The organism is Micromonospora sp. NPDC005206, from assembly GCF_040608175.1.
Lineage (GTDB): Bacteria > Actinomycetota > Actinomycetes > Mycobacteriales > Micromonosporaceae > Micromonospora.
Genome location: NZ_JBEXHU010000007.1, coordinates 91,119 through 115,854 on the forward strand (window position 1 = coordinate 91,119; position 24,736 = coordinate 115,854).

General features: G+C 72.1%; 22 protein-coding genes. 18 read left to right on the forward strand and 4 right to left on the reverse strand.

Annotated elements, in window-relative coordinates:
- Positions 1 to 238: 238 nt before the first annotated feature.
- Positions 239 to 1,345: a citrate synthase 2 gene (locus tag ABZU69_RS12215; protein ID WP_354964418.1), complete on the reverse strand. Its 1,107-nt coding sequence runs from the start codon at positions 1,343 to 1,345 to the stop codon at positions 239 to 241.
- A 280-nt stretch (positions 1,346 to 1,625) separates the two neighbouring features.
- Between ABZU69_RS12215 and pdxH the strand changes: the two genes are divergently transcribed.
- The 7 genes from pdxH (at position 1,626) to ABZU69_RS12250 (ending at position 7,741) form a co-directional block, all read left to right on the forward strand.
- A complete protein-coding gene (gene pdxH, locus ABZU69_RS12220) occupies positions 1,626 to 2,255 on the forward strand; it encodes a pyridoxamine 5'-phosphate oxidase (protein ID WP_354964628.1) in 630 nt (209 codons plus the stop codon).
- Positions 2,252 to 3,550 carry an MFS transporter gene (locus tag ABZU69_RS12225; protein WP_354964419.1) on the forward strand — a complete coding sequence of 433 codons (1,299 nt, stop codon included), beginning with the start codon at positions 2,252 to 2,254 and terminating at the stop codon, positions 3,548 to 3,550. The genes pdxH and ABZU69_RS12225 overlap by 4 nt, the downstream gene beginning before the upstream one ends.
- Positions 3,551 to 3,568: 18 nt before the next feature.
- Positions 3,569 to 4,498 (forward strand): aldose 1-epimerase family protein, encoded by a 930-nt coding sequence (locus ABZU69_RS12230; protein WP_354964420.1) that lies wholly within the window; start codon positions 3,569 to 3,571, stop codon positions 4,496 to 4,498.
- Between the two features lie 23 nt (positions 4,499 to 4,521).
- Positions 4,522 to 5,124, forward strand: coding sequence for a nitroreductase family protein (locus ABZU69_RS12235; protein ID WP_354964421.1), 603 nt, complete (start codon positions 4,522 to 4,524; stop codon positions 5,122 to 5,124).
- A 188-nt stretch (positions 5,125 to 5,312) separates the two neighbouring features.
- Positions 5,313 to 5,618, forward strand: a complete 306-nt coding sequence (locus tag ABZU69_RS12240; RefSeq protein ID WP_007454850.1) for a type II toxin-antitoxin system VapB family antitoxin — start codon at positions 5,313 to 5,315, stop codon at positions 5,616 to 5,618.
- 44 nt (positions 5,619 to 5,662) lie between these two features.
- The gene (locus ABZU69_RS12245; protein WP_354964422.1) at positions 5,663 to 6,826 is read left to right on the forward strand and encodes an acyl-CoA dehydrogenase family protein; all 1,164 of its coding nucleotides are present in this window, start codon (positions 5,663 to 5,665) and stop codon (positions 6,824 to 6,826) included.
- Positions 6,827 to 6,925: 99 nt separating this feature from the next.
- Entirely contained in the window at positions 6,926 to 7,741 is an 816-nt protein-coding gene (locus ABZU69_RS12250) for a DUF4230 domain-containing protein (protein ID WP_354964423.1), read from the forward strand.
- Between the two features lie 242 nt (positions 7,742 to 7,983).
- Here ABZU69_RS12250 and ABZU69_RS12255 read toward each other — a convergent pair whose 3' ends face one another.
- Entirely contained in the window at positions 7,984 to 8,193 is a 210-nt protein-coding gene (locus ABZU69_RS12255; RefSeq protein ID WP_354964424.1) for a PspC domain-containing protein, read from the reverse strand.
- A gap of 571 nt (positions 8,194 to 8,764) precedes the next feature.
- Here ABZU69_RS12255 and ABZU69_RS12260 point away from each other — a divergent pair.
- The 10 genes from ABZU69_RS12260 (at position 8,765) to ABZU69_RS12305 (ending at position 22,350) form a co-directional block, all read left to right on the forward strand.
- Positions 8,765 to 10,135, forward strand: a complete 1,371-nt coding sequence (locus ABZU69_RS12260) for an L-serine ammonia-lyase (RefSeq protein ID WP_354964425.1) — start codon at positions 8,765 to 8,767, stop codon at positions 10,133 to 10,135.
- 70 nt (positions 10,136 to 10,205) lie between these two features.
- A complete protein-coding gene (locus tag ABZU69_RS12265) occupies positions 10,206 to 11,033 on the forward strand; it encodes an ABC transporter permease (protein WP_354964426.1) in 828 nt (275 codons plus the stop codon).
- A 1-nt stretch (position 11,034) separates the two neighbouring features.
- Positions 11,035 to 11,781: an ABC transporter ATP-binding protein gene (locus tag ABZU69_RS12270; protein WP_074316275.1), complete on the forward strand. Its 747-nt coding sequence runs from the start codon at positions 11,035 to 11,037 to the stop codon at positions 11,779 to 11,781.
- Between the two features lie 41 nt (positions 11,782 to 11,822).
- Complete coding sequence (locus ABZU69_RS12275) at positions 11,823 to 13,847, forward strand: DUF5941 domain-containing protein (RefSeq protein WP_354964629.1); 2,025 nt, start codon at positions 11,823 to 11,825, stop codon at positions 13,845 to 13,847.
- 15 nt (positions 13,848 to 13,862) lie between these two features.
- Entirely contained in the window at positions 13,863 to 16,073 is a 2,211-nt protein-coding gene (locus ABZU69_RS12280) for a bifunctional glycosyltransferase family 2 protein/CDP-glycerol:glycerophosphate glycerophosphotransferase (protein ID WP_354964427.1), read from the forward strand.
- 128 nt (positions 16,074 to 16,201) lie between these two features.
- Positions 16,202 to 17,497: an ABC transporter ATP-binding protein gene (locus ABZU69_RS12285; RefSeq protein WP_354964630.1), complete on the forward strand. Its 1,296-nt coding sequence runs from the start codon at positions 16,202 to 16,204 to the stop codon at positions 17,495 to 17,497.
- A 92-nt stretch (positions 17,498 to 17,589) separates the two neighbouring features.
- On the forward strand, positions 17,590 to 18,600 hold the full coding sequence (locus tag ABZU69_RS12290) for a hypothetical protein (protein WP_354964428.1): 1,011 nt from the start codon (positions 17,590 to 17,592) through the stop codon (positions 18,598 to 18,600).
- 62 nt (positions 18,601 to 18,662) lie between these two features.
- Complete coding sequence (locus ABZU69_RS12295; RefSeq protein ID WP_354964429.1) at positions 18,663 to 19,127, forward strand: DUF4442 domain-containing protein; 465 nt, start codon at positions 18,663 to 18,665, stop codon at positions 19,125 to 19,127.
- A 59-nt stretch (positions 19,128 to 19,186) separates the two neighbouring features.
- A complete protein-coding gene (locus ABZU69_RS12300) occupies positions 19,187 to 19,981 on the forward strand; it encodes a beta-phosphoglucomutase family hydrolase (protein WP_354964430.1) in 795 nt (264 codons plus the stop codon).
- Positions 19,978 to 22,350: a glycoside hydrolase family 65 protein gene (locus ABZU69_RS12305; protein WP_354964431.1), complete on the forward strand. Its 2,373-nt coding sequence runs from the start codon at positions 19,978 to 19,980 to the stop codon at positions 22,348 to 22,350. Before ABZU69_RS12300 ends, ABZU69_RS12305 begins: the two co-directional genes overlap by 4 nt.
- Positions 22,351 to 22,458: 108 nt before the next feature.
- Here ABZU69_RS12305 and ABZU69_RS12310 read toward each other — a convergent pair whose 3' ends face one another.
- Positions 22,459 to 22,638 carry a hypothetical protein gene (locus ABZU69_RS12310; RefSeq protein ID WP_210911137.1) on the reverse strand — a complete coding sequence of 60 codons (180 nt, stop codon included), beginning with the start codon at positions 22,636 to 22,638 and terminating at the stop codon, positions 22,459 to 22,461.
- A 222-nt stretch (positions 22,639 to 22,860) separates the two neighbouring features.
- On the opposite strand from ABZU69_RS12310, the gene ABZU69_RS12315 reads away from it, so the two are divergent.
- A complete protein-coding gene (locus ABZU69_RS12315) occupies positions 22,861 to 23,538 on the forward strand; it encodes a dienelactone hydrolase family protein (protein WP_354964432.1) in 678 nt (225 codons plus the stop codon).
- Here the strand turns inward: ABZU69_RS12315 and ABZU69_RS12320 are convergent.
- On the reverse strand, positions 23,533 to 24,666 hold the full coding sequence (locus ABZU69_RS12320; protein ID WP_354964433.1) for an AI-2E family transporter: 1,134 nt from the start codon (positions 24,664 to 24,666) through the stop codon (positions 23,533 to 23,535). The two genes, ABZU69_RS12315 and ABZU69_RS12320, sit on opposite strands and share 6 nt — an antisense overlap.
- Between the last annotated feature and the right edge of the window lie 70 nt (positions 24,667 to 24,736).

The window sequence follows — 24,736 nt, forward strand, 5'->3', positions numbered from 1 at the left end:
GGGCGGGGCCCGGTGCGGCGGCGGGCGCGTACGCGGGGCGCACGGCGGGCCGGGATCCGTACCGGCGATCCGGCGACACTGCCGGCCCCCATCCTCGCACCCTGGCCGGGCGGTGGATGTCGCGGTCCCGAGGGCCGGCCTGAGTCCTTCGCCACACCCGGCTCCGCCTGCCGGGCGCGGTGTTAGGAAGGGGCCCCTCCTATACACGAGGCGTTAAGAAGGGGCCCTTCCTTACCGCTCAGACGCCGTGGGGGATGGCGCCCCAGCCTTCGACGTCGCTGGGCTTGCGGCTTTCCGGGCCGACGTAGCGGGCGGACGGGCGGACGAGCCGCTGCAGGCGCTTTTGCTCCAGGATGTGCGCGCTCCAGCCGCCCATCCGGGCGCAGGTGAACATCGAGGTGAACATGTGCGCCGGCACCTCGGCGAAGTCCAGCACCACGGCCGACCAGAACTCGACGTTGGTCGCCAGTACCCGGTCCGGGCGTCGGGCCTGCAGCTCGGCCAGCGCCGCCTTCTCCAGCGCCTCGGCGATCTCGAAGCGCGGCGCGCCCAGCTCCTTGGCGGTACGCCGGAGCACTCGGGCGCGGGGGTCCTCCGCGCGGTAGACCCGGTGGCCGAAGCCCATCAGCCGCTCGCCGCGGTCCAGCACGCCCTTGACGTAGCCCTCGGCGTCCCCGCTGCGCTCCACCGCCTCCAGCATGCTGAGCACCCGGGACGGGGCGCCGCCGTGCAGCGGGCCGGAGAGGGCGCCGATGCCGGAGGAGATGCAGGCCGCCGCGTCGGCCCCGGTGGAGGCGACGATGCGGGCGGTGAAGGTGGAGGCGTTCAGGCCGTGCTCGGCAGCCGAGATGAAGTACGCGTCGACGGCCTTGACGTGCCGCGGGTCGGGCTCGCCCCGCCAGCGCTTCATGAACCGCTCGACGATGGTCTGCGCCTTGTCGATCTCCTTCTGTGGCACCGCCGGCAGGCCGAGGCCCCGGGCGGACTGTGCGACGAAGGAGAGCGCGGTCACCGAGACCCGGGCGAGGTCCTCGCGGGCCTGCTCGTCGGAGATGTCCAGCAGTTGGCTCAGCCCCCAGTACGGGGCCAGCATGGCGACTGCGGACTGCACGTCCACCCGGATGTCGCCGGAGTGCACCGGCACCGGGAACGGCTCCGCCGGCGGCAGGCCCGGCCCGAACCGGCCGTCGACCAGCAGCGCCCACACGTTGCCGAACGAGACCTGGCCGATCAGATCCTCGATGTCGACCCCGCGATAGCGCAGCGCGCCACCCTCACGGTCAGGTTCAGCGATCTCGGTCTCGAAGGCGACGACGCCCTCCAGCCCGGGTTTGAAATCGGCCATGTCGCTCTCCTGGATCTGGTCGGTGCGCCCGGTGAGCTCATCCGGCCCGGTCGGCCGAGCGCCTCAGGCGACCCTCAGGGATGTGTTCGGAACATCTTGCCTGCTGAGTAACCGGATACGCGACCCGCTGCGACTGTGCTGCACACGACATCCCCGGACGCGCATTCTCCGCGCCGCTCGGCAAGACTGGGCGCTGCGGTCTGGCCAGCGCGGGAGGGCGCCGGCGGGGCCGCCGAGAAGGAGTGGGAACGTGACGGGCGACACACCCGCCCCGGCCGCGATGCGTAACGAGTACGCCGCGGACCTGGGCCTGACCGAGGCTGACCTGGCCGCCGACTGGCACACGCAGTTCGACCGCTGGTTCGCCGACGCGGTGGCCTTCGGGCTACCCGAACCCAACGCGATGGTGGTGGGCACCGCCGACGCCGCCGGCCGGCCGAGCGGGCGGACGGTGCTGCTCAAGGGGTACGACCCGGACGGCTTCGTCTTCTTCACCAACCACCTCTCGCGCAAGGGCGTCGAGGCGTCCGCCAATCCGCACGCCAGCCTGGTCTTCCCGTGGTTCCCGATGCAGCGTCAGGTGGTGGTCACCGGGCGCGTCGCCCCGGTCGACCGTTCGGTGGCCGAGGCGTACTTCGCCAGCCGCCCGCGCGGCTCCCAACTGGGCGCCTGGGCCAGCCCGCAGTCGCAGGTGGTGCCGGACCGGGCGGCGCTGGAGGAGAGCTACCGGGCGGCTGCCGAGCGGTTCGACGGCGAGCCGGTGATCCCGACCCCGCTGCACTGGGGTGGACTGCGGGTCCGACCCGACACGGTGGAGTTCTGGCAGGGCCGGGCCGGTCGGTTGCACGACCGGCTGCGCTTCCGCCTGCTCGACGAGGGCGGCTGGACCGTCGAGCGGTTGGCACCGTGACCGGTGTGCAGGAGGCCCGGCCGCGCGGAGCGCGCCGCTGGGCGATCGATCTGCGTCCGCTTCGCGTGCCGGCGTACCGCAGGGTGTGGTTCGGCAACAGCGTGGCGATGTTCGGCTTCCAGTTCACCGCGGTGGCCGTGCCGGTGGAGATGTTCGGGCTGACCAAGGGATCGTTCTGGGTCGGCCTGCTCGGCGTGGCGGGTTTCCTGCCGCTGCTGGTGTTCGGCCTGTGGGGCGGTGCGGTCGCCGACGCCCGGGACCGGCGTCGGGTGCTGCTCGGCGGCGGCGTGCTGCTCTGGGCATCGACGGTGGCGCTGCTGGCGCACGCCCTGCTCGGGCTGGGTAGCCCGCTGCTCCTGCTGCTGCTCGTGGCGTTGCAGTCGACCGCCTTCGCGATCACCTCACCGACCCGGAGCGCGATCCTGCCCCGGCTGGTCCCGGACGAGCTGGTGCCGGCCGCGAGCACGTTGAACTTCACCACCTTCACCGCCACCTCGGTCTTCGGACCACTGGCCGCCGGGCTGATCTTCGCCATCTGGCGGACCGATGTGGGACTGCCGATCGCGTACGCGGTGGACGCGGTGCTGTTCGGCGCCTCGTTCTGGGCGACGTGGCGGTTGCCGGCGATGCCGCCCGAACCGGACCCGGCGGCCGAGAACGGTCCGCGTCGGGCCGGCCTGAGCAGCGTCATCGACGGGTTCCGGTACCTGGCCACCACGCCGGTGCTGCTGCTCTCGTTCGGGGTGGACCTGATCGCGATGATCCTGGCCATGCCCCGGGCGCTCTTCCCGGAGATCGCCACCGAGCGGTTCGGCAATCCCGCCGCGGTCGGCTGGCTCTACAGCGCCATCGCGATCGGCTCGATGATCGGCGGGCTCACCTCCGGCTGGATCGGCCGGCTTCGCCGGCAGGGGCTCGGGCTGGTGCTGGCGGTGGTCGGCTGGGGGGTGGCGATCGCGGCGGCCGGCCTGGCCCGTCAGCTCTGGCTGATGATCGCCCTGCTGGCCGTGGCCGGTGCCGCTGACCTGGTCAGCTCGGTGCTGCGCCAGTCGATGCTGTTGATCTACGCGCCGGATCGGATGCGCGGCCGGTTGCAGGGGGTGAACACGGTCGTGGTGGCCGGCGGTCCGCGCCTGGGCGACCTGCGGGCCGGCACGATGGCCGCCGGGTTCGGCGTCGGGGTGGCCTGGGTGGCCGGCGGGCTCGCCTCGGCGGTGCTCGTGGTGGCGCTGGCGGCCGCCTTCCCGGCGCTGCTGCGCTACCGGGCGGCGGCGTCGAGCGGGGACCGGACGTGACCGGTTAGGGTCGCCGGCATGGACAGCCCCGACCAGCGCCCCTTCTCCGGCGCCCAGTGGACCATCTCCGCCGCCGGCCACGAGGCCGTCATCGTGGAGGTGGGCGGCGGGCTGCGGACGTACCGGCACGACGGGGTCGAGCTGGTCGACGGGTACCAGGCCGACGAGGTCTGCCCCGGCTGCGCCGGGCAGGTGCTGGCGCCCTGGCCGAACCGGATCCGCGACGGCCGCTACTCCTTCGGGGACCGGACGCACCAGCTCCCGCTGACCGAGCCGGAGCGGCACGTGGCGATCCACGGGCTGGTCAACTGGGTGCCGTGGCGGCTGCTGGAGCAGTCGGCGGACGCGGTGACGGTCGGCTACGACCTGCCGCCGCAGCCCGGTTACCCGTGGCCGCTGCGGCTGCGCAGCCGGTGGAGCGTCGGCCGGGGCGGGCTGCGCGCCGAGCACGAGGTGACCAACACAGGCGCTGCGCTGGCGCCGTTCGGCTTCTCCGTGCACCCGTACCTGCAACTGCCGGGCGTCGCGGTGGACGACCTGGTCATGCGGCTGCCGACGCGTACCCGGCTGCTGGTGGACGGGCGGCTGCTGCCGGTCGGCGCGACCCCGGTGGCGGGTACCGAGTACGACTGGACCAGCCCCCGCCGGATCGGCCGTGCCCAGCTGGACCTCTGCTTCGGTCAGGTGATCGCCGACGCCGACGGCGGCTCGTCGGTGAGCCTGGCCGCGCCGGACGGCTCGTCCGGGGTGAGCATCTGGGCGGACCAGGAGTTCGGCTGGTGGCAGGTGTTCACCGGGGACGCGCTCACGGGCGAACGGCATCGTCGTTCGGTGGCGATCGAGCCGATGACCTGCCCTCCGGACGCGTTCCGCTCGGGCAAGGATGTGCTCACGCTCAAGCCCGGCGCGACCTGGCGGGGCGCCTGGGGCATCCGCCCCGGGGCTTGAGCCGGGCCGGCGGGGAGAACGGGATGGAGTTCGCCGAGGTCGTCCGGCGTCGGCGCATGGTGCGCAACTACGACCCGGACCGCCCGGTCCCGCCCGACGTGGTGGACCGGCTGCTCGACCACGCGGTGCGCGCCCCGTCGGCCGGGTTCGCGCAGGGCTGGGGTTTCCTGGTGCTGGAGGAGGCGGCCGACCGGGAGCGGTTTTGGGCGGCCACCACGCCGGACGGTGGTGGGCGGGAGCGGTGGCTGGCCGGGATGCGCCGGGCGCCGCTGATCGTGGTGCCGCACGCCAACGAGTCGGCCTACCTCCAGCGGTACGCGGAGCCGGACAAGGGCTGGACGGACGGGTCCACCGACCGCTGGCCGGTGCCCTACTGGTACGTGGACACCGGGTTCGCCGCGCTGCTGATGTTGCTCACCGCGGTGGACGAGGGCTTGGGCGCGTGTTTCTTCGGCATCCCGCCGCAGCGGCTGGCCGCTTACCGGGACGCGTTCGGCGTGCCGACGGACCATCGACCCGTCGGAGCCATCACAATCGGTTACCGCGCACCCGACCATAGGTCACCGTCGCTGCGCCGAGGTCGCCGTCCTGTGGACGAGGTGGTGCGGCGCGGCCGGTGGAGTTGAGTGCGGCGTCCCGTTCGTCCGGTTGGGGATCGGACGAGCGGTAGCGAAACTGACATCAGGGAGCAGAACGTGGTGTGCGCTGGGCGGCTAGGCTGGCACGCGTCATCGGTACCGCGCCACGCGGTGCCCGCCGCGACCCGGCTCGGCGCCGCCGGTCGGCTCGGCCACGGGGAGGGGAGCGTGCCGTCGTGATCTTCAGAGCGGTCCGGGACGGGCGTCCCTATCCAGAGCACAACCTGACGCTCAAGCAGTGGGCGGAGATCCCGCCGCGACCGCTGCGCCTGGACCAGTTGATCACCACCAAGCGTGAGCTGGCGCTCGACAAGCTCCTCGCCGAGGATTCCACCTTCTATGGGGACCTCTTCCCCCACGTGGTGCAGTGGAATGGCGGGCTCTACCTGGAGGACGGCCTGCACCGGGCCCTGCGCGCCGCCCTGCAGCAGCGCAACCAGATCCACGCCCGGGTGCTGGTGCTCTCCGAGCCGATCGAATGACGCGTCCGCGCCCATCGGCCTGAGTCTTCGTTAAGGTGGCGTCCATGACCGCTCCACTGGACCTGCTCGACCTGGACCCGTCGCTCACCGAGGAGGAGCGGCAGATCCGCGACGTCGTACGTCAGCTCATCGACGATCGGGTGCGCCCGCACGTCGCCGACTGGTACGAGGAGGGCCGGGTGCCGGCCCGCGAGCTGGCCCGGGAGTTCGGCAAGCTCGGGCTGCTCGGCATGCACCTGACCGGGTACGGCTGCGCCGGCGCCTCCGCGGTCGCGTACGGGCTGGCCTGCCAGGAGCTGGAGGCCGGCGACTCGGGCGTCCGTTCCCTGGTCTCCGTGCAGGGCTCCCTGGCCATGTACGCCATCTGGCGCTACGGCAGCGAGGAGCAGAAGCAGCGCTGGCTGCCGTCGATGGCGACCGGCGAGGCGATCGGCTGCTTCGGCCTGACCGAGCCGGACCACGGCTCGGACCCGGCGTCGATGGCCACTCGGGCCCGCCGCGACGGCGACGACTGGGTGCTCACCGGCGGCAAGATGTGGATCACCAACGCGCCGATCGCCGACGTCGCGGTGATCTGGGCGCGCACCGACGAGGGCGTCCGGGGTTTCGCCGTACCCATGGACACGCCCGGTGTCACGGCCCGCGAGATCCGCCGCAAGATGTCGCTGCGCGCGTCGGTTACCGGCGAGATCGTGCTGGACGACGTCCGGCTCCCGGCGGACGCCCAACTGCCCGAGGCGGTCGGGCTCAAGGCCCCACTGAGCTGCCTCACCGAAGCCCGGTACGGCATCGTCTGGGGCTCGGTCGGCGCCGCCCGGGACTGCCTGGAGACGGCCTTGGCGTACGCCACCACCCGTACCCAGTTCGGTCGTCCGCTGGCCGGTTTCCAGCTCACCCAGGCGAAGCTCGCCGACATGGCCGTCGAGCTGGTGAAGGGGCAACTGCTCGCGCTGCACCTGGGCCGGCTCGCCGACGCCGGCCGGCTGCGGCCCGAGCAGGTCAGCGTGGGCAAGCTGAACAACGTGCGGGAGGCCCTGGCCATCGCCCGGCAGTGCCGCACCATCCTCGGCGCCAACGGCGTCTCCGGCGAATACCCGGTGATGCGGCACGCGAACAACCTGGAGAGCGTGCTGACGTACGAGGGCACCTCGGAGATCCACCAGCTCGTCATCGGACAGCGGCTCACCGGGGTCTCGGCCTTCGCCTGACCTGCCCGTTTACGCTTTCCGGTCGCTCGACGCGCGGGTGTCGTACGGGGGCCGTACCGTCAATGGCAGACGACGTGTCTGACGAGGACGGTGAGCGTGATGGCCCGCGACGCTGGCATCAACGAGCCTACGAGGGAGTTCCCCGGATACCCCACGGGCGACGATCTCCGGCAACGGTCGGACACCCCGACGGAACCCGTGCCGGGCGGCCCGGCCGGCCCGGGCGACTCCGGTGGCCCCGGCGGCACCAGTGGGCCGACGAGCGGCGGTGCCGGTGGTCCGGTCCGCGGTCTGCTCGTGCTTCTCGGGGCCGCCGCGCTGGCCGTGGTGGTGCTGCTCGGCGTGCAGGCGACCGGGCTCCTGCCGGAGTTCCGCAACCCGTTCGCCAAGGAGCAGACCGACCGCAGCCAGCCGCCGCTGCTGAAGTCGATCCGGGACCTCAGCCGATACGTGGCCGCCGAGGGCAACTTCCAGGTCGTGGTCGACACCCAGAACGACCGGCGCAACGTACCGGACTTCCTGCTCAACGAGCGCACCCTGTTCGTTGGGGCGGGCAGCGTCGAGGCGTACGTCGACTTCGGCAAGATCGGGGAGGGCGCTGTCGTCGAATCCGCCGACGGCACCTCGGTCGAGATCAAGCTGCCCGCGCCGCAGCTCGGCGAGACCAACCTCGACCTGGAAAAGAGCTACGTGTTCGCCGAGCAGCGCGGTCTGATCAACCGGCTCGGCGACCTGGTCGGCAACGACCCCAACCGGCAGCAGCAGGTCTACCAGCTCGCCGAGGAACGGATCACCGCCGCCGCCCGGGACAGCGGGCTCTCCGCCCGAGCCGAGGAGAACACCCGCAAGATGCTGGAGGGGCTGCTCCGCTCCCTTGGCTACCAGCAGGTCACGGTCACCTACACCGCTCCCTGACCGCTGGACCTCGCACGTCGAAGCGCCCGCCCCGACGACCGTCAGGGCGGGCGCTTCCGTCATCGAACTCTCCGCGCCCCGCGCCGTGCCTCGCGCTCCGTCCCGGCGCAAGATCCACGCAACTTCAGGGATGTTGGTGTTTCCGGCCGTCGTGAGGCAGCAACTTCCCAGAAGTTGCTGCCTCAGCCCGGGGCGGGCCGGGGGCGGGGGCGGTTTCGGTCGGGGTGGGATGTGGGTGAGGGTCAGTGCCGGGTGGAGGCGAGGTAGCGGTCCTCGTTCGGCATGAGGATCCAGAGGATCAGGTACACGATCACCTGGGTGCCGGGCAGCAGCAGCGACAGCAGGAACAGCAGCCGGACCATCCCGGCGGACATGCCGAACCGCTGACCGAGGCCGGCGCAGACACCGGCGATCATGCGCCCCTGGCGGGGCCGAACCAGTTTGCGACTCATCGTCGTACTCCCACTCTGCGGCGGTACGCCGCGTCTGCAATCCACGGTAGAAAGGGACGGCCAGTTCACCCTCGGTCCCGAGGAGGATCGGCAACCCGTGGACCCGTAGGTACTTACCCGTGCGGCTCCGCTCCGACGCCTCCGGTGCCGCACCCCGTCCCGCCCAATCGGAGGCCCGCGCCGGCGTCGGCGCCACGCGGGGATTCCGCGTCATGCCGACGTTCCGCGACGCGCACTCCCCGAGGAGATCGTGCTCGATCCTGGATGTAGTGCTCTCGGGCATGAGCGGAAGCCGCTACATCCTGGATCGTGCGCGATCTTGCGACGGGACGTCGCCGGGACGGGGCGGGGAGGTGGCGGTGAGACGGCGGGTGAGTGGCGGTCCGGCGATCACGTCGCGGTGGCCGGGTGGGCCGTGAACTGGGCGGGTAGGCTCGCTGGTTGGGCACCCACACCCCGGGTGGCCGGCGGCCACCCGACCGGGCGGCCACGAGCGGGGCCGCCAGACCGGTGGCCACGACCGGGCCGGATCCCGCACCACGGGACGACGGCGAGGAAGCGCAGCGCAGCCATGATCAGTGTTTTCGACCTCTTCAGCGTCGGCATCGGGCCGTCCAGCTCCCACACGGTGGGGCCGATGCGGGCCGCCCGCACCTTCGTGGCCGGGCTCAAGGCCGACGGGCTGCTCACCGACACCGCACGGGTGCAGGCCGAACTGTTCGGCTCGCTGGGCGCCACCGGGCACGGCCACGGCAGCGACCGGGCGGTGCTGCTCGGGCTGGCCGGCGAGGCACCGGAGACGGTCGACACGGACACCGTCGGCCCCCGGGTCGAGCGGATCCGGGCGGAGCGGCGGATCAGCCTGCTGGACGCGCACGAGATCGACTTCGACCCGGACCGGGACCTGACGCTGCACCGCCGCCGGTCGCTGCCGTACCACCCGAACGGGATGACCTTCGTGGCGTACGACGGGACCGGCGCCGAGGTGCGCAGCCGCACCTACTACTCGGTCGGTGGCGGCTTCGTGGTGGACGAGGCGGCGGCCGGCGCGGACCGGATCAAGCCGGACAGCACCCGGGTGCGGTACCCCTTCCTGACCGGGGCGCAGCTGCTGGAGGTGACCACCGCCACCGGCCTCTCGATCAGTGAGGTGATGCTGGCCAACGAGCGTTCCTGGCGCAGCGAGGCGGAGATCCGGGCCGACCTGCTGGAGATCTGGCGGGTGATGCGGGAGTGCGTGGAGCGTGGCTGCGAGCGGGACGGCGTACTCCCTGGTGGGTTGAAGGTCCGGCGGCGCGCGGCGGAGCTGCGGCGCAGCCTGGAGGCGGACACCGCGACCACCGATCCGCTGCGCGCGATGGACTGGGTGACGCTGTTCGCCCTGGCGGTGAACGAGGAGAACGCCGCCGGCGGCCGGGTGGTCACCGCGCCGACCAACGGCGCGGCGGGGATCATCCCGGCGGTGCTGCACTACTACACCCGGTTCGTGCCGGGTGCCTCCGACGACGGCGTGGTGCGGTTCCTGCTGGCGGCCGGCGCGATCGGCGTGCTGTTCAAGGAGAACGCCTCGATCTCCGGCGCCGAGGTCGGCTGCCAGGGCGAGGTGGGCTCGGCCTGCTCGATGGCCGCGGCGGGCCTCGCCGAGGCGCTCGGCGGCACCCCGCAGCAGGTGGAGAACGCCGCCGAGATCGGGATGGAGCACAACCTCGGGCTCACCTGCGACCCGGTGGGTGGCCTGGTGCAGATCCCCTGCATCGAGCGGAACGCGGTGGCTAGCATCAAGGCGATCACGGCCGCCCGGCTGGCGCTGCGCGGCGACGGTGTGCACGCGGTGTCCCTGGACAAGGTCATCAAGACGATGCGGGAGACGGGCGCCGACATGAAGGTCAAGTACAAGGAGACGGCGCGGGGCGGCCTGGCCGTCAACGTGATCGAGTGCTGATCTGGCCGACTCGGGGCATTCGTTCACCGACTGCTAACCTGTCGACCGTTTCAGGAGGCGGGAGGCAGCGGTGACCTCTGGCGTCGCGGCGTTGTGGTCGCACCGCAACTCGCTGCGCATCCTGGTCAGACGGGACCTGGCGGTCAAGTACCAGCAGTCGGTGCTGGGCTATCTCTGGTCGTTGATCGAGCCGCTCGGCATGGGCGCCATCTACTGGTTCGTCTTCGGCGTGCTCTACTCGCGGGACACCGGGCGGCACCTCGGTGAGGCGGCCGGATCGTATCCGCTGTTCCTGATCACGGGGATCTTCGCCTGGATGTGGACCAGTTCGGCGCTGAGCGAGGCCACCAACGCGCTGACCGGTCAGTCCCGGCTGATCACCACGATGAACGTGCCGCGCCAGGTCTTCCCGATCGGCCGGGTCACCGGCCGGTTCGCTGAGTACTTGGCCGGTCTGCCGATCCTGATGGCCATCGCGGTGATCTACGGGGCGCACGGCCGGATCCATCCCGGCTGGTCGCTGCTCTCCCTGCCGCTCGCGGTGGTCGTCCAAGCCGTCCTGCTGATCGGGCTGGCCCTGCTGCTGTCCGCGTGGAACGTGCTGATGCGTGACGTGGAGCGGTTCATGCGGCTGATCATCCGGGTGCTCTTCTACGCCACTCCGATCATCTATCCGCTGAGTCTGGTGCGGGAATCCGGCCTGCCGGGCTGGCTGAAGGTGGCGTACGAGCTGAACCCGCTGGTCGGGATCTTCCAGCTGCACCACGCGATCTGGTACCCGGATGAGTTCCCGGACGCTCGGCTGCTCACCACCACGGTCGTCGGCAGCCTGCTGGTGCTGGCCGCCGGCTGGTGGTCGTTCCGCCGGTTGGAACCCGCAGTGCTCAAGGAACTCTGACATGGCCGCGCCGATCATCGAGGCCGACGGCCTGGGCATCCGGTTCGTCCGCAACCGCCGCCGGCAACTGCGGCTGCGGGAGTTGTTCATCCACCGGGGCGGTCGGGGTGCCCTGCCCGGCCAGTTCTGGCCGCTGCGCGACGTGTCGTTCACCGTCGAGCCGGGCGAGACGGTCGGGGTGATCGGCCGCAACGGCACCGGCAAGAGCACCCTGCTGCGGTTGATCGCCGGGGTGCTCATTCCGGACGAGGGCAGCATCCGGGTGCACGGCGCGGTGGCGCCACTGCTGGAGCTCTCCGCCGGTTTCTCCAACGACCTGACCGGGCGGGAGAACCTGCACCTGGTCGGTGGGCTGCACGGGCTATCGACGGGCTATCTGAAGCGGCACTTCGACGAGATCGTCGAGTTCGCCGGTGAGCAGGTGGAACGGGCCATCGACACGTCGGTGCGGCACTACTCGTCGGGGATGAAGGTGCGGCTCGGCTTCGCGATCATCTCGCATCTGCCGCACCCGATCCTGCTGATGGACGAGGTGACCGCGGTCGGTGACGCGGAGTTCCGCAAGAAGTGTTACGCGACGATTGATCGTCTGCTCGGGGAGGGGCGCACGCTGGTGCTGGTGTCACACAACGAAAAGGACCTGACCCGGTTCTGCCGTCGGGGGTTGTACCTCGACGCGGGCCGGTTGATGCTCGACGGCACCATCGCCGAGGCGCTCGACGCGTACCACGCCGCGGTCCCGCGGTGACGCTCGCGATCGTGCTCGCCGCCGGGACGTCCGCGGCGGGCCTGACCACCGCGACCGGCGAGCCGCTGGCCGACCGGCTCGCCGCCCAGCTGCGGCAGGCCGGGGCGGACGAGGTGCGCTTCGCCGCCGGGTTGGACGAACTGGCCGCCCTGGCCGACCACGCCACCGGCCCGCTGCTGATCACCGGCACCGACCTGGTCGCGCACACCGCCGTGCTGAGACACCTGGCCACCAGCCCGGTGGGGCCGACGGTGGCACTGGTGCTCACCGACCCGGCGGTGCCCGGGCGGACGGCCGTGCGCGAGGAACGTGGCCAGGTGGTCGACGCCGGCGCGGTGGACGCCCTGGACGGCGAGGCCACCGGCGTGTTCGGCGGCGCGCTGCGGGTCGGCGTGGCTGACCTGTCGACCCTGGCCGCCGCCGCCCGGGCCGCCGCGATCGGCGTGCTGCCGGTCGCCACCCCCCTCGGTCCGCCCGGGGAGGTTTCCGCGTTCCGGCCCACCGAGGGCGCCGGGCCGGCCGGGCGTCTCGCGCCGGTCCCGGCCGGCGGCCCCGGGTCCGCCGTGGACCGGCTCGTCGCGGGTCTCGCCGCGCTCGGCACCCTGATCTTCGCCCAGCGGGTACGTCTGCTCGTCGCACACCGGGTCGACGACGCGGCTGGGCTGGTCGCCGCCGAGGCGGCGGTGACCGCGGTCGACGAGGACCGGGCCGAGTTGCGGCTGGCGGTGAAGGAGAAGGACGACTTCTTCTCGACCTACTTCGTCAGCACCTGGTCGCCGTACGTGGTGCGGGTGGCGGCCCGGCTCCGGCTCACCCCGACCGGGGTGACGGTGATCTCGGTGCTCTTCGCGCTGGCCGCCGCGGTGCTGTTCGGGGTCGGCGGGCGGCCCGCGCTGGTCAGCGGCGCGGTGCTGCTCTACCTCGGGTTCGTGCTGGACTGCGTGGACGGCCAGTTGGCCCGCTACACCCGGCACTTCAGCGCCTGGGGTGGCTGGCTGGACACGATGGCCGACCGCGCCAAGGAGTACCTGGTCTACGCCGGGCTGGGTTTCGGGGTGAGCCACGCCGGGCTGGGCAACGGCTGGGCGCTGGCGATCGCCGCGATGACGTTGCAGACCGTCCGGCACATGACCGACACCTGGTACGGCGTGCTGCACGACGAGGCGGCGCGTCGGCCCCGGGCGGCGACGGGTGCCAGTGGCGGCATCGGTGACCGGTTGAACGCCGCGTCGACCCGGGTGCAGGCGGACACCGGCTCGCTGTCGTACTGGCTGAAGCGGACCGTGGTCTTTCCGATCGGCGAGCGGTGGGCGCTGATCGCGCTGACCGTGGCGCTGTTCAATCCGCTGGTCAGTCTGATCGCGGTACTGGTGTGGGGTGTGCTGGCGTTCGCGTACACCGGGGCGCTGCGTACGCTGCGGGCCCGCTGGATGTGGGTGCCGGTGCTGGACACGGTCGATGCCACGCTGCACCGCGACGACGGCCCGCTGGCCCGCCGGCTGCCGGTGGTCCGCCCGATGGGGCCGCTCACCCTGGCGGTGATCGCCGCGCTGGGTTCGGCGGCGTTGCTGGTCGCGGCGTTGCTGGGCGACGTGCCCGACGGGCTGCGCTGGGCGGTGCCGGTGGCGTTGCTGGTGCTGCTGGTCGGTGGCCTGGGCGCCGGGGCCGCGCACAACGGTCCGCTGGACTGGCTGGTGCCCGCCGCGTTGCGGGCCGCCGAGTACCTGTTCGCGATCGCGGTCGGGGTGGTCGGCGGCGCGCCGGGGTGGCTGATCTTCGGCTACGTCTTCGTGCTCACCGTGCACCACTACGACCTGACCGCCCGGCTGGAGAAGCGGCAGGCGGCGCCCCCGTTGCACCCGGCCACGCTGGGCTGGGAGGGACGTTCGGTGCTGCTGGCCCTCGCGGCGATTGCCGGAATCGTGAGTATCGGCATGGCTACACTCGGTACATACCTTCTCGTGGTTTTCGTGGCGAGCGTCGTCCTGGCCTGGTTCGTCCGGCCGGCCCGTAGCGCGCGGGCGTCGGCCGCGCCGGCGGGCGCGGGAGGTGGCGCGCCGCGCTGACGGAGGGACGGCCGGATGACCCTGATCAGTTTCGTGGTGCCGGCCTTCCGCGTGCAGGGATACCTGCGCGAGTGCCTGGACTCGATCCTCGGCCAGCCGGAGACCGACCTCGAGGTGATCGCGGTCGACGACTGCTCCCCGGATTCCAGCGGCGAGATCATCGACGAGTACGCCGCCCGCGACCAGCGGGTCCGGTCGATCCGGCTGCCGGAGAACGTCGGCCTCGGTCCGGCCCGCAACGTCGGGCTGGACCGGGCCGTCGGGGAGTACGTCTGGTTCCTCGACGGCGACGACTGGCTGGCGCCGGAGTGCCTGCCGGAGGTCGCCGAGCGGTTACGTGCCACCCGGCCGGACGTGCTGCTGGTCGACCATGTCCGGACGCACTGGAACGACACCGCCACGCGCAGCGCGATGGCGGAGGTGTTCCCGGAGTCGCCCGGCGCGGCCACCTTCCGACTGCGGGACCGGCCGGAGGCGATGCGGCTGCTGCACACCGCGTGGAACCGGCTGGTACGCCGGGAGTTCCTCGTCGATCTGGGGCTGCGCTTCGCGCCCGGCTGGTACGAGGATGTCTCGTTCAGCTACCCGGTGCTGATGGCGGCGCAGCGGATCGGCGTACTCGATCGGGTCTGCGTCAACTACCGGCAGCGCCGGGCGGGCGCGATCACCCGGACCCGGGGTGACCGGCACTTCGAGGTGTTCCCGCAGTGGCACCGGGTCTTCCACCTCATGGACACCTGGGGGCCGGCGGCGGACGCCCTGCGGCCGGCGGTCTTCGAGCGGATGATCTGGCACTACCTGACCGTGCTCGGCAACGGCCAGCGGATCGCCCCGGAGCTGCGGCCCGCCTTCTTCGCGCAGATCACCGCCGACTACGCGCGCTGGCTGCCGGACGGCGGGTACCCGGCGCCGGACGGGGTGGAAGGGATCAAGCACCGGCTGGTCGCCACCGGCCGCTGGCGGACGTTCAGCGCGTTGCGGGCGGCGAGCCGGGCACGCGACACCGCCCGCCGGCGGGCTCGCACCACCCGTCGTCGGGTCGGGCCGGCCGCCCGGCGCGGCGCCCGACTGACCCGCGACGGCCTGCTGCGCGAGTACTACCGCGCCGAGCTGCGGCGGCCGGTGGATCCGACGCTCGCGGTGTACGCCGCCTACTGGTACCGGGGGTACGCCTGCAACCCGGCGGCGATCTACGAGGTGGCCCGCCGGCTGGCCCCCGGTGTACGCGGGGTGTGGATCGTGCGCCGGGACCGGGTGGACACCGTGCCGGCCGGGGCGGAGTACGTGGTCGCCGGCACCCCGGCCTACTACCGGGCGCTGGCCCGGGCCCGGTGGCTGGTCAACAACGTCAACTTCCCGGACTTCGTCCGCAAGCGGCCGGAGCAGGTGCACGTGCAGACCCACCACGGCACGCCCCTCAAGGTGATGGGGCTGGACCAGCAGCGCTACCCGATCGGTGCCGGCCGGATGGACTTCGCCGGGCTGCTGCGCCGGGTTGACCGCTGGGACTACAGCGTCAGCGCGAACAGCTTCTCCACCCAGATGTGGGACCGCGCGTACCCGGCCACGTACACCACTCTGGAGGTGGGCTACCCGCGTAACGACCGACTGGTCAACGCCGGCCCCGACGAGGTACGCCGGCTGCGCGCGGAGTTCGGTCTCGGCCCCGACGAGCAGGTGGTGCTGTACGCCCCGACGCACCGCGAGCACCTGCCCGGCTACCGGCCGCCGTTCGACCCGGACCGGTTCGTCGAGGCGCTGGGTGACTCCGGTCGGCTGCTGATGCGCAGCCACTACTTCCACGACCGGGATCGCAGCCCCCGCCGCGCGGTGGACCGGGAACGGGTCCGCGACGTCAGCGGCCACCAGCGGGTGGAGGACCTCTACCTGGTGGCCGACGTGCTGGTCAGCGACTACTCCTCGGCGATGTTCGACTATGCCGTGCTGGATCGGCCGATCGTGCTCTACGCCCCGGACTGGGAGGCGTACCGGCTGGCCCGGGGCGTCTACTTCGACGTCACGGCGGAGCCGCCGGGCGCGATGGCCACCACGTTCGCCGACCTGCTCGACCTGTTCCGCACCGACGCGGTGCGCTCGGACGCGGCGACCAAGGCCCGCGCCCATTTCCGGGGCCGGTTCTGCGGGCTGGACGACGGGCGCGCGGCGGAGCGGGTGGTGCGCCGGGTGTTCCTGGGTGAGCCGGACGAGAGGGCCTCGCGCTGCTGATCGCACCGGCCCGGTGTCGCTTAATGGCAGCGTCATCAGTCGAACATGAGACGTTCACCCGATGTGCTGATTCAATGATCCTGGTCACAGTCTTCTGGAGTTCGGTCGACGAGCTGGGGGAGGAGACGGTGACCACCGTCGCGCTCAAGGATGTCACCAAGATCTTCAAGGACGGCACGCTGGCCGTCGACAGCATCAATCTGGACGTGAACGACGGCGAGTTCATGGTGTTGCTCGGCCCGTCCGGCTGCGGCAAGTCCACGGTGCTGCGGATGATCGCCGGGTTGGAGGACCCGACCCAGGGTGCGGTGCTGCTCGACGGGGAGCTCGCGAACGACCTGCCGCCGCGGGACCGGAAGATCGCCATGGTCTTCCAGGACTTCGCCCTCTATCCGCACATGACGGTGGGTGACAACATCGCCTTCCCGCTGCGCCTGGCCGGGATGGAGCCGACCCCGCGGGGTGAGCGGGTCACCGACGTCGCCAGCGCGCTGGGCATCGGCGACGTGCTCGCCCGCAAGCCGGGTCAGCTCTCGGGCGGGCAGCGGCAGCGCGTGGCGATGGGCCGCGCCATCGTCCGCCGGCCCGGGCTGTTCCTGATGGACGAACCGCTGTCCAACCTGGACAGCGGGCTGCGTGCGGAGCTGCGTGCGGAGATCTCGGGCCTCACCCGGGAGCTGGGCGTCACCACCGTCTACGTCACCCACGACCAGGCCGAGGCACTCACCATGGCCGACCGGGTGGCGATCATGCGCCGTGGGGTGCTCCAGGACGTGGGCACCCCCACCCAGGTGTATGGGCGGCCGGCGACGCTCTACGTGGCCGCCTTCCTGGGCAGCCCGCGGATGAACCTGCTCGAGGCGTCGGTCTACGTGCACCTGGACCGGTACGTCACGCTCAACCTTGGCGAGCAGTCGCTCTACCTACCCTGGGACGACATCCGCAGCCGGGCCGTGGCGCACTACCACGGCGAGCGGATCGTGGTCGGCATGCGAGCCGAGGCGCTCACCCCGGTCTCCCCGGACAGCCCCGGCGACGTGCTGCGTGGCCGGATCCGCTACCTGGAGCACCACGGGCACGAGTCGCTGGCGTTCCTCGACATCGGCGCCACCGCGATCGTGGTCGACGAGATGGGTGCGCGGCTGGACGAGCCGCCGGTGGGCCAGCGCGGCCTGCGCCGGTTCAGCTCGGTCATGCAGCGGCTGACGGGCAAGGCCATGGATGCGGACGACTCCGCGGGTGGCACCCGGACGAGCGTGCTCCCCGACCCCGGTCGGCACCATCGCCGCCCGGCGGAGCTGGCGGTGCGGTTGGCGCCGTACCCGGCGGTCGCCGCGGGTCACCCACTCGCCGTGGCGGTCCGGATGGACGCGCTGCACTTCTTCGACGAGCGCGGGGGCCGGATCGACGTGGGATGGCGCTGACGCCACGCCGGAGCGGGGTGGCGAAGGCGCTGCCGGTGTCCTACGGTCTGCGCACCCAGTCCACATGAAAGACCACCGAGAGGGGTGCACCCGTGTCGGGTGACCGTCCCAGCCCGCTCGTCATCGAGCGCATCCTGCGCGACCGGCAGGGCATCTGGCAGCAGATCGTTTCCGAGCGCGACCTGAACGCGTTGACCGGACGCATGCTGGCCAGCTCCGCCATCGCGCTCGCCTGCTACGGGGCGGTTCTGGGTGCCTTTCACAGTCCGTTGATGGCGCTGACCTCCGCGCTGAAGCTGCCGCTGCTGTTCCTGGTCACGCTGGCCATCTGCCTGCCCACGCTCTACCTGTTCAATCTGGTCTTCGGTGCCCGCCTCTCGGTGCGCCAGTCACTGGCACTGGTGATGGTGGCGATCACGGTCACCTCGATGCTCGCCGTGGCGTTCGCGCCGATCAGCCTCTTCTTCCTGATCACCGCGCCCGACTACGGCTTCTTCAAGCTGCTCAACGTGGCGATCCTGACCCTGTCGGCGCTGGTCGGGCTGCGCTTCCTGACCGGCGGGATGCAGGTGCTCAACGACCACGGCCTGCTCGCCCCGGCGGCGGCCCAGGCTCAGACCCCGGCGCAGGCCGTGCCGGCCGCCGTGCCCGCCGGCGCAGTGCCGGCTGCCGCGCCGGCTGGCCAGGTCGCCGAGCCGGTCGCCGTGCCGGTTGGCGCCGCGGCGGCCGGGTCGGCCGGTACGGTCCCGAACGGCGCCACCCCCGAGGTCGGCTCGACCGCCGCGCAGGCCCCGGCGCAGGTCCCCGCCCAGTGGAGCGGGCAGCCGGCCAACGCCTCGTTCCCGCCCGGCATGCTGCCGCCCGGCTACCCGCAGCCGCACCGCCAGTGGGCCAACCAGCCGGTACGCCGTGGCGAGCCGACGCAGCGGCCAGCCAGCATGACCCTGCTCTACATCTGGATCCTGCTCTTCGGCTTCGTCGGCACCCAGCTGGCGTGGACGCTGCGTCCGTTCTTCGGCGACCCGGGTCAGGACTTCGCCTTCTTCCGCAGCATCGACGGCAACTTCTACGCGGAGATCCTGCGGACCATCGCCAACCTCTGAGCACCGACGGGACCGGGAAATCCCTGGTTGCCGGGCTGGTTACCGGCTAGTAACGTCAGCCTATGACCATCGACTCCCGCCAGGTGGCGGCCGGCATGCTGGAAGCGGTGCCGTTCGCCCGTACGCTCGGCTTCGAATTTGTCGAGGTGGCACCCGAGGCGGAAGGCGGGGTGCGGGCGGTCGTCCGTCTCCCCGACTCGCCGGCCACCCACAACCACGTCGGCGGGCCGCACGCCGGGGCCATGTTCACCCTGGGTGAGACGGCCTCCGGCGCGGTCGTGCTGGCCGCCTTCGGGCAGCTGCTGGACCGTGCCGTGCCGCTCGCCGTCCGCGCCGAGATCGCCTACCGCAAACTGGCACGGGGCCCGGTGCTGGCCACCGCGCGGCTCGGTCGGCCGGCCTTGGAGGTGATCGAGGAGTTGGAGTCCGGCAGGCGGCCGGAGTTCCCGGTCGAGGTCGAGATCACCACCGAGGACGGCACGCCCACCTCGGCGATGACCGTGGTCTGGACGCTGCGGCCGAACTGAGCGCCGTCTGGCGGCGGAAACATGGTTTGCCGACCCGGACGGATGGTTAGATTCGTAGCGTGCTGGGCCTACCTGCTCACGTGACCGCCTGTCTCTTCGACCTGGACGGTGTGCTGACGCAGACCGCCAAGGTGCACAACGCCGCGTGGAAGGAGACGTTCGACGAATTCCTGCGGCAGCGCGCCACAGCCACCGGTGAACCGTTCCAGCCGTTCGACCCCGGCCCGGACTACAACCGCTACGTCGACGGCCGACCCCGCGCCGACGGCGTCCGGTCCTTCCTGGCCTCCCGCGGGATCGTGCTGCCCGAGGGCGGCCCGGACGACTCGCCGGACGCCGACACGGTCAACGGGGTCGGCAACCGCAAGAACGTCCTGCTGCTGCAACGCCTGCGCAGCTCCGGCGTCGAGGTCTACCCGGGTTCGGTGCGCTACCTGGAGGCGGCGATCAACGCAGGGCTGCGTCGAGCCGTGGTGACCGCGAGCGCCAACGGGCGCGAGGTGGTCGCCGCCGCGGGGCTGGAACCGTTGCTGGAGGAGCGGGTCGACGGGCTGGTCGCCCGGTCCCAGGGCCTGCGCGGCAAGCCGCACCCCGACACCTTCCTCGCCGGGGCCAGGCTGCTCGGTGTCGACCGGTCGCAGGCCGCCGTCTTCGAGGACGCGCTCTCCGGGGTGGCCGCCGGCCGGGCCGGCGGCTTCGGTTACGTGGTCGGCGTCGACCGGGTCGGTCAGGCCGACGAGCTGCGCGCGCACGGCGCCGACGTCGTGGTCAGCGACCTCGCCGACCTGCTCGACGCGGGTGACGCCAGCCCGCCCGCGGCTCGCCACACGACGGCGGAACGGGGCCCGGCGTGATCCGGGAGCGGGCCTATCCGGTCGAGCCCTGGCACGTTCGGGAGACCCGGCTCGACATGGACGTGCTGGCCCAGTCGGAGTCCGTCTTCGCGCTCTCCAACGGGCACGTCGGGCTGCGCGGCAACCTCGACGAGGGCGAGCCGCACGGCCTGCCCGGCACCTACCTCAACTCGTTCTACGAGCTGCGTCCGCTGCCGTACGCGGAGGCCGGCTACGGCTTTCCCGAGTCCGGGCAGACCATCGTCAACGTCACGAACGGCAAGCTGATCCGGCTGCTGGTCGACGACGAACCACTCGACGTGCGCTACGGCGAGCTGCTCTCCCACGAGCGGATTCTCGACATGCGTGCCGGCACCCTGCACCGGGAGCTGCACTGGCGCTCGCCGGCCGGCCACGAGGTCAAGGTCCGCAGCACCCGGCTGGTGTCGTTCACCCAGCGGTCGGTCGCCGCCATCAGCTACGAGGTGGAGCCCGTCGACGGGCCGCTCCGGCTGATCGTGCAGTCCGAGCTGGTCGCCAACGAGACGCTGCCACCGCAGAGCTCGGACCCCAGGGTCGCGGCGGTGCTGGAATCGCCGTTGCAGGCCGAGGAGGAGCTGACCACACCGGATGGTGGGCAGCTGATCCACCGCACCAAGGTCTCCGGCCTGCGGGTGGCCGCCGCGATGGAGCACGAGGTGCACGGCCCGGACCGCACCACCATCGAGTCCGAGGGGTACGAGGACTGGGTCCGCACCACGATCGCCTGCGTGCTCAAGCCCGGCGAGAAACTGCGGATCGTCAAGTACCTGACGTACGGCTGGTCGAGCCGGCGCTCGCTGCCCGCGCTGCGGGACCAGGTCGGCGCGGCGCTGGCCGGGGCCCGACTGGACGGTTGGGACGGGCTCTGCCGCGAGCAGCGCGCCTACCTCGACGCGTTCTGGGACGCCGCCGACGTACGGGTCGAGGGGGACCCGGAGGTGCAGCAGGCCGTCCGTTTCGGCCTCTTCCACGTGCTCCAGGCCGGTGCCCGGGCCGAGCGTCGGCCGATCTCGGCGAAGGGGCTGACCGGCCCCGGCTACGACGGGCACGCATTCTGGGACACCGAGATGTTCGTCCTGCCGGTGCTCACCTACACCCAGCCGAGCGCGGTGCGCAACGCGCTGCACTGGCGACACAGCACCCTGGCGCAGGCCCGGGAGCGGGCCGAGACGCTCAACTTCAAGGGCGCAGCCTTCCCCTGGCGGACCATCGAAGGTCCGGAATCATCCGGATACTGGCCGGCCGGCACCGCGGCCTTCCACATCGCCGCCGACATCGCCGATGCGCTGCGCCGCTACGTGCTGGCCACCGGGGACACCGAGCTGGAACGGGAGATCGGGCTGGAGCTGTTGGTGGAGACCGCCCGGCTGTGGCGCTCGATCGGCCACCACGACCGGCACGGGCACTTCCACATCGACGGGGTCACCGGCCCCGACGAGTACACCGCGATCAAGAACGACAACATCTACACCAACCTGATGGCGCAGCGGAACCTGCTCGCCGCCGCCGAGGTGGTGATGCGCTACCAGGATGAGGCGTTCCACCTCGGGGTCACCGACGAGGAGGCGGCGAGTTGGCGGGACGCGGCCAGCTCGATGCACATCCCGTACGACGAAGAGCTCCAGGTCCACCAGCAGACGGAGGGGTTCACCCGGCTTCAGGAGTGGGACTTCGCGCACACGCCGGCGGAGAAGTACCCGCTGCTGCTGCACTACCCGTACTTCGACCTGTACCGCAAGCAGGTGGTCAAGCAGGCCGACCTGGTCCTGGCCATGCACTGGCGGGGGGACGCGTTCACCCCGGACCAGAAGGTGCGCAACTTCCTGTACTACGAGCGTCGCACCGTACGCGACTCGTCGTTGTCGGCCTGCACCCAGGCGGTGCTCGCCGCCGAGGTGGGCCATCCCGAGTTGGCGCACATCTACCTGCGCGAGGCCGCGCTGATGGACCTGCACGACCTCAACGAGAACACTCGGGACGGCGTGCACATGGCCTCGCTGGCCGGCGCCTGGCTCGCCCTGGTCGGTGGGCTCGGCGGGTTGCGGGACCACGATGGTCGCCTGTCGTTCGCGCCCCGGCTCTCCAGCCGACTCAGCCGTCTGGAGTTCTCGCTCCAGTGGCGCGGGCTGGCGTTGCGGGTGGACGTCCGGCCGCACCAGACGACGTACTCGCTGCGCCACGGCGGCCCGGACGACGTGGTGGAGCTGCGCCACCACGACCAGGTGCTGCGGATCACCTGCGACGAGCCGGTGACCGTGCCGGTGCCGCCGGCCGATCCGTCCGGGCCGCAGCCGGAGCAGCCGCCGGGCAGGTCACCGCTGCTGCGGTTGCCCGAGCACGAGGAGTGAGGGCCGGGACGGGATAGCTCCCGTCCCAGCCCTCGAATCTCACGTGGGCCCCGACCGTCGAGCGCCGGGCCGGCCCCGGCCGTCGGATCGGTGGACCCGGCCGGTGCGTCAGACGGGCTCGCCGGTGGAAGGGCGCCCCAACGCGTCCCTGGGCGCCATCGCCCGGGGATCCTCGGAGGTACGCGCCTGCGCGGCCTCGTCCCCCCAGTCCCGGCTTCGCTCGGCGTCCTGTTCCCGCCGGTTCCGCTCGTCCATCTGCTGCTGCCGCGACGTCTGCTGCTGGGCCATGACGATCCTCGCGATCCGTCGGGGCGCGGTGTGCGCCGACACGGTCTGCGGTCGCCCCACGGCTACCCGACGGTCCACCCGGCAAACACCACCCACAGCCGGTGCGGTCACTGGCAAGCCGGCGGCGTCCCGTCGCCGTGTCCGCTGACCCGGCACGGCGGCGGTGCGTGCGGCGCGACGAGTTGGGTACCCACAGCACAGGCGAGTACGGGGAGGTGGGGCATGGACGAGCAGCGCAGCACGGTGACCATCCCAATCGGGGACGCCCAACTCCCCGCAGATCTGATGCTGCCCGCTCAGCCGGTGGGCGCGGTGCTCTTCGCGCACGGCAGCGGCAGCTCGCGGCACAGCCCGCGCAACGTGGCGGTGGCCCGGACGCTGAACGCTCGTGGGCTCGGCACGGTACTGGCGGACCTGCTCACCCCAACCGAGGACGAAGAGGACGCGCGCACCGCCGAACTGCGGTTCGACATCGGGCTGCTGGCCGGCCGGCTGGCCGGGATCGTGGACTGGATGGCGGCCGAGCGCCCCGCCGGTGACGTGCCGATCGGCCTCTTCGGGGCAAGCACGGGTGCCGCCGCCGCCCTGGTCGCGGCGGCGTCCCGCGCGGACCTGGTGGGCGCGGTGGTGTCCCGGGGCGGCCGACCGGACCTGGCCGGCACCGCTCTGGCGCAGGTGCGTACGCCGACGTTGCTCCTGGTCGGCGGCTTGGACGAGGAGGTGATCACGCTCAACGAGCAGGCGCTGGCCGAGCTGGGGGAGGTCGGCGAGCTGCGGGTGGTGCCCGGTGCCACCCACCTCTTCGAGGAGCCCGGCACCCTCGACCAGGTCGCCGACCAGGCCGGCACCTGGTTCACCACGCACCTCAGCCGGGCGACCGCCCCGTCGCGTCGATCATGAGGTTGACGGGACATCCGACGCCCCCGCGGGAGTGCTGGGGTTGTGGTGGCGTTGGACGGTGTCGATGACGCGCCAGAGGACGGCGGTGATCGGGACACTGACGAAGGCGCCGGCGATGCCCGCGATCAGGGTGCCGGCGGTGACGGCCACCAGGATCACCGCCGGGTGCAGCCGGACCTGCCGCTTCATGACCAGCGGCTCCAGCAGGTTGCCCTCGATCTGCTGCACGGCGATCACAGCGGCCAGGGTGAGCAGCGCCGTGGTCGGCCCGTTGGCGGCCAGGGCCACCAGCACCGCCACCGCGCCGGCCACCGTCGCGCCGATGATCGGCACGAAACCGCCGAGGAAGGTGATCAGCGCCAGCGGCAGGGCGAGCGGCACCCGCAGCACCACCAGGGCCAGGCCGATGCCGATCGCGTCGATCGCGGCGATCAGCATGGTGCCCCGGCTGTACGCGCCCAACGTCCGCCAACCGGCCCGGCCGGCCTCGGCCACGACAGGCCGGTTCGGGCCGGTCGTCCGGGACAGCACCCAGTGCCACATCGAGCGGCCGTCCTTGAGCAGGAAGAAGAGCAGCACCAGGGCGAGCAACGCGGAACCCAGCACCTCGGTCACCGTCCGGGCGCCGGCCACCGGGTCCGGGGAGCTCCCGCTCAGCCCCTGCCGCGCCTGGTCGACCAGGCGGTCGAGCTGCGCGTCGGTGACGGGCAGGGTGGACGTGACGAAGTCCCGGGTGCGGTCCAGCCCCTGGGTCAGCTCCTGGCTGAGTTGGTCGAACTGGCTCGCCGTCAGGTTCCACACGAGCGCGCCGACCCCCACCAGGATGCCGAGCAGCAAAAGTACGGTGAGCAGCGCGGCCAGCGCCGCGGGCAGCCGCAACCGGCGCAGCCGGAGCAGCACCGGGTCGAGCAGCGCGGTGAGGAAGATGGTGGCGGCCAGCGCGATGGCCAACGGCGCCAGCAGCACGGCGATCCGGCCCAGCAGATAGAGCCCGGCGACGACCACCACCAGGCAGGCGCTCCACAGCACCGCGATCCGGACCAGCCAGGGCAGCGCCGCCCACGCCTGGCGCGGCCCGGGGCCGCCCGTTGTCGCCCCGATGCCCGCCCCGGGCTCGTCTGCCGCCATGTCGGCCCTCCTCGATCTCGCGAGGTCGGTACCCGGCCCGGCGTGTGCCGACACCCATACCGCTTCAACG

Excerpts from the sequence above, each read along its gene's own strand:
- ABZU69_RS12215 (WP_354964418.1), bottom strand. The coding sequence starts at position 1,345 with ATGGCCGATTTCAAACCCGGGCTGGAGGGCGTCGTCGCCTTCGAGACC.
- pdxH (WP_354964628.1), top strand. The coding sequence starts at position 1,626 with ATGCGTAACGAGTACGCCGCGGACCTGGGCCTGACCGAGGCTGACCTG.
- ABZU69_RS12230 (WP_354964420.1), top strand. The coding sequence starts at position 3,569 with ATGGACAGCCCCGACCAGCGCCCCTTCTCCGGCGCCCAGTGGACCATC.
- ABZU69_RS12235 (WP_354964421.1), top strand. The coding sequence starts at position 4,522 with ATGGAGTTCGCCGAGGTCGTCCGGCGTCGGCGCATGGTGCGCAACTAC.
- ABZU69_RS12245 (WP_354964422.1), top strand. The coding sequence starts at position 5,663 with ATGACCGCTCCACTGGACCTGCTCGACCTGGACCCGTCGCTCACCGAG.
- ABZU69_RS12250 (WP_354964423.1), top strand. The coding sequence starts at position 6,926 with ATGGCCCGCGACGCTGGCATCAACGAGCCTACGAGGGAGTTCCCCGGA.
- ABZU69_RS12255 (WP_354964424.1), bottom strand. The coding sequence starts at position 8,193 with ATGAGTCGCAAACTGGTTCGGCCCCGCCAGGGGCGCATGATCGCCGGT.
- ABZU69_RS12260 (WP_354964425.1), top strand. The coding sequence starts at position 8,765 with ATGATCAGTGTTTTCGACCTCTTCAGCGTCGGCATCGGGCCGTCCAGC.
- ABZU69_RS12270 (WP_074316275.1), top strand. The coding sequence starts at position 11,035 with ATGGCCGCGCCGATCATCGAGGCCGACGGCCTGGGCATCCGGTTCGTC.
- ABZU69_RS12280 (WP_354964427.1), top strand. The coding sequence starts at position 13,863 with ATGACCCTGATCAGTTTCGTGGTGCCGGCCTTCCGCGTGCAGGGATAC.
- ABZU69_RS12295 (WP_354964429.1), top strand. The coding sequence starts at position 18,663 with ATGACCATCGACTCCCGCCAGGTGGCGGCCGGCATGCTGGAAGCGGTG.
- ABZU69_RS12310 (WP_210911137.1), bottom strand. The coding sequence starts at position 22,638 with ATGGCCCAGCAGCAGACGTCGCGGCAGCAGCAGATGGACGAGCGGAAC.
- ABZU69_RS12315 (WP_354964432.1), top strand. The coding sequence starts at position 22,861 with ATGGACGAGCAGCGCAGCACGGTGACCATCCCAATCGGGGACGCCCAA.
- ABZU69_RS12320 (WP_354964433.1), bottom strand. The coding sequence starts at position 24,666 with ATGGCGGCAGACGAGCCCGGGGCGGGCATCGGGGCGACAACGGGCGGC.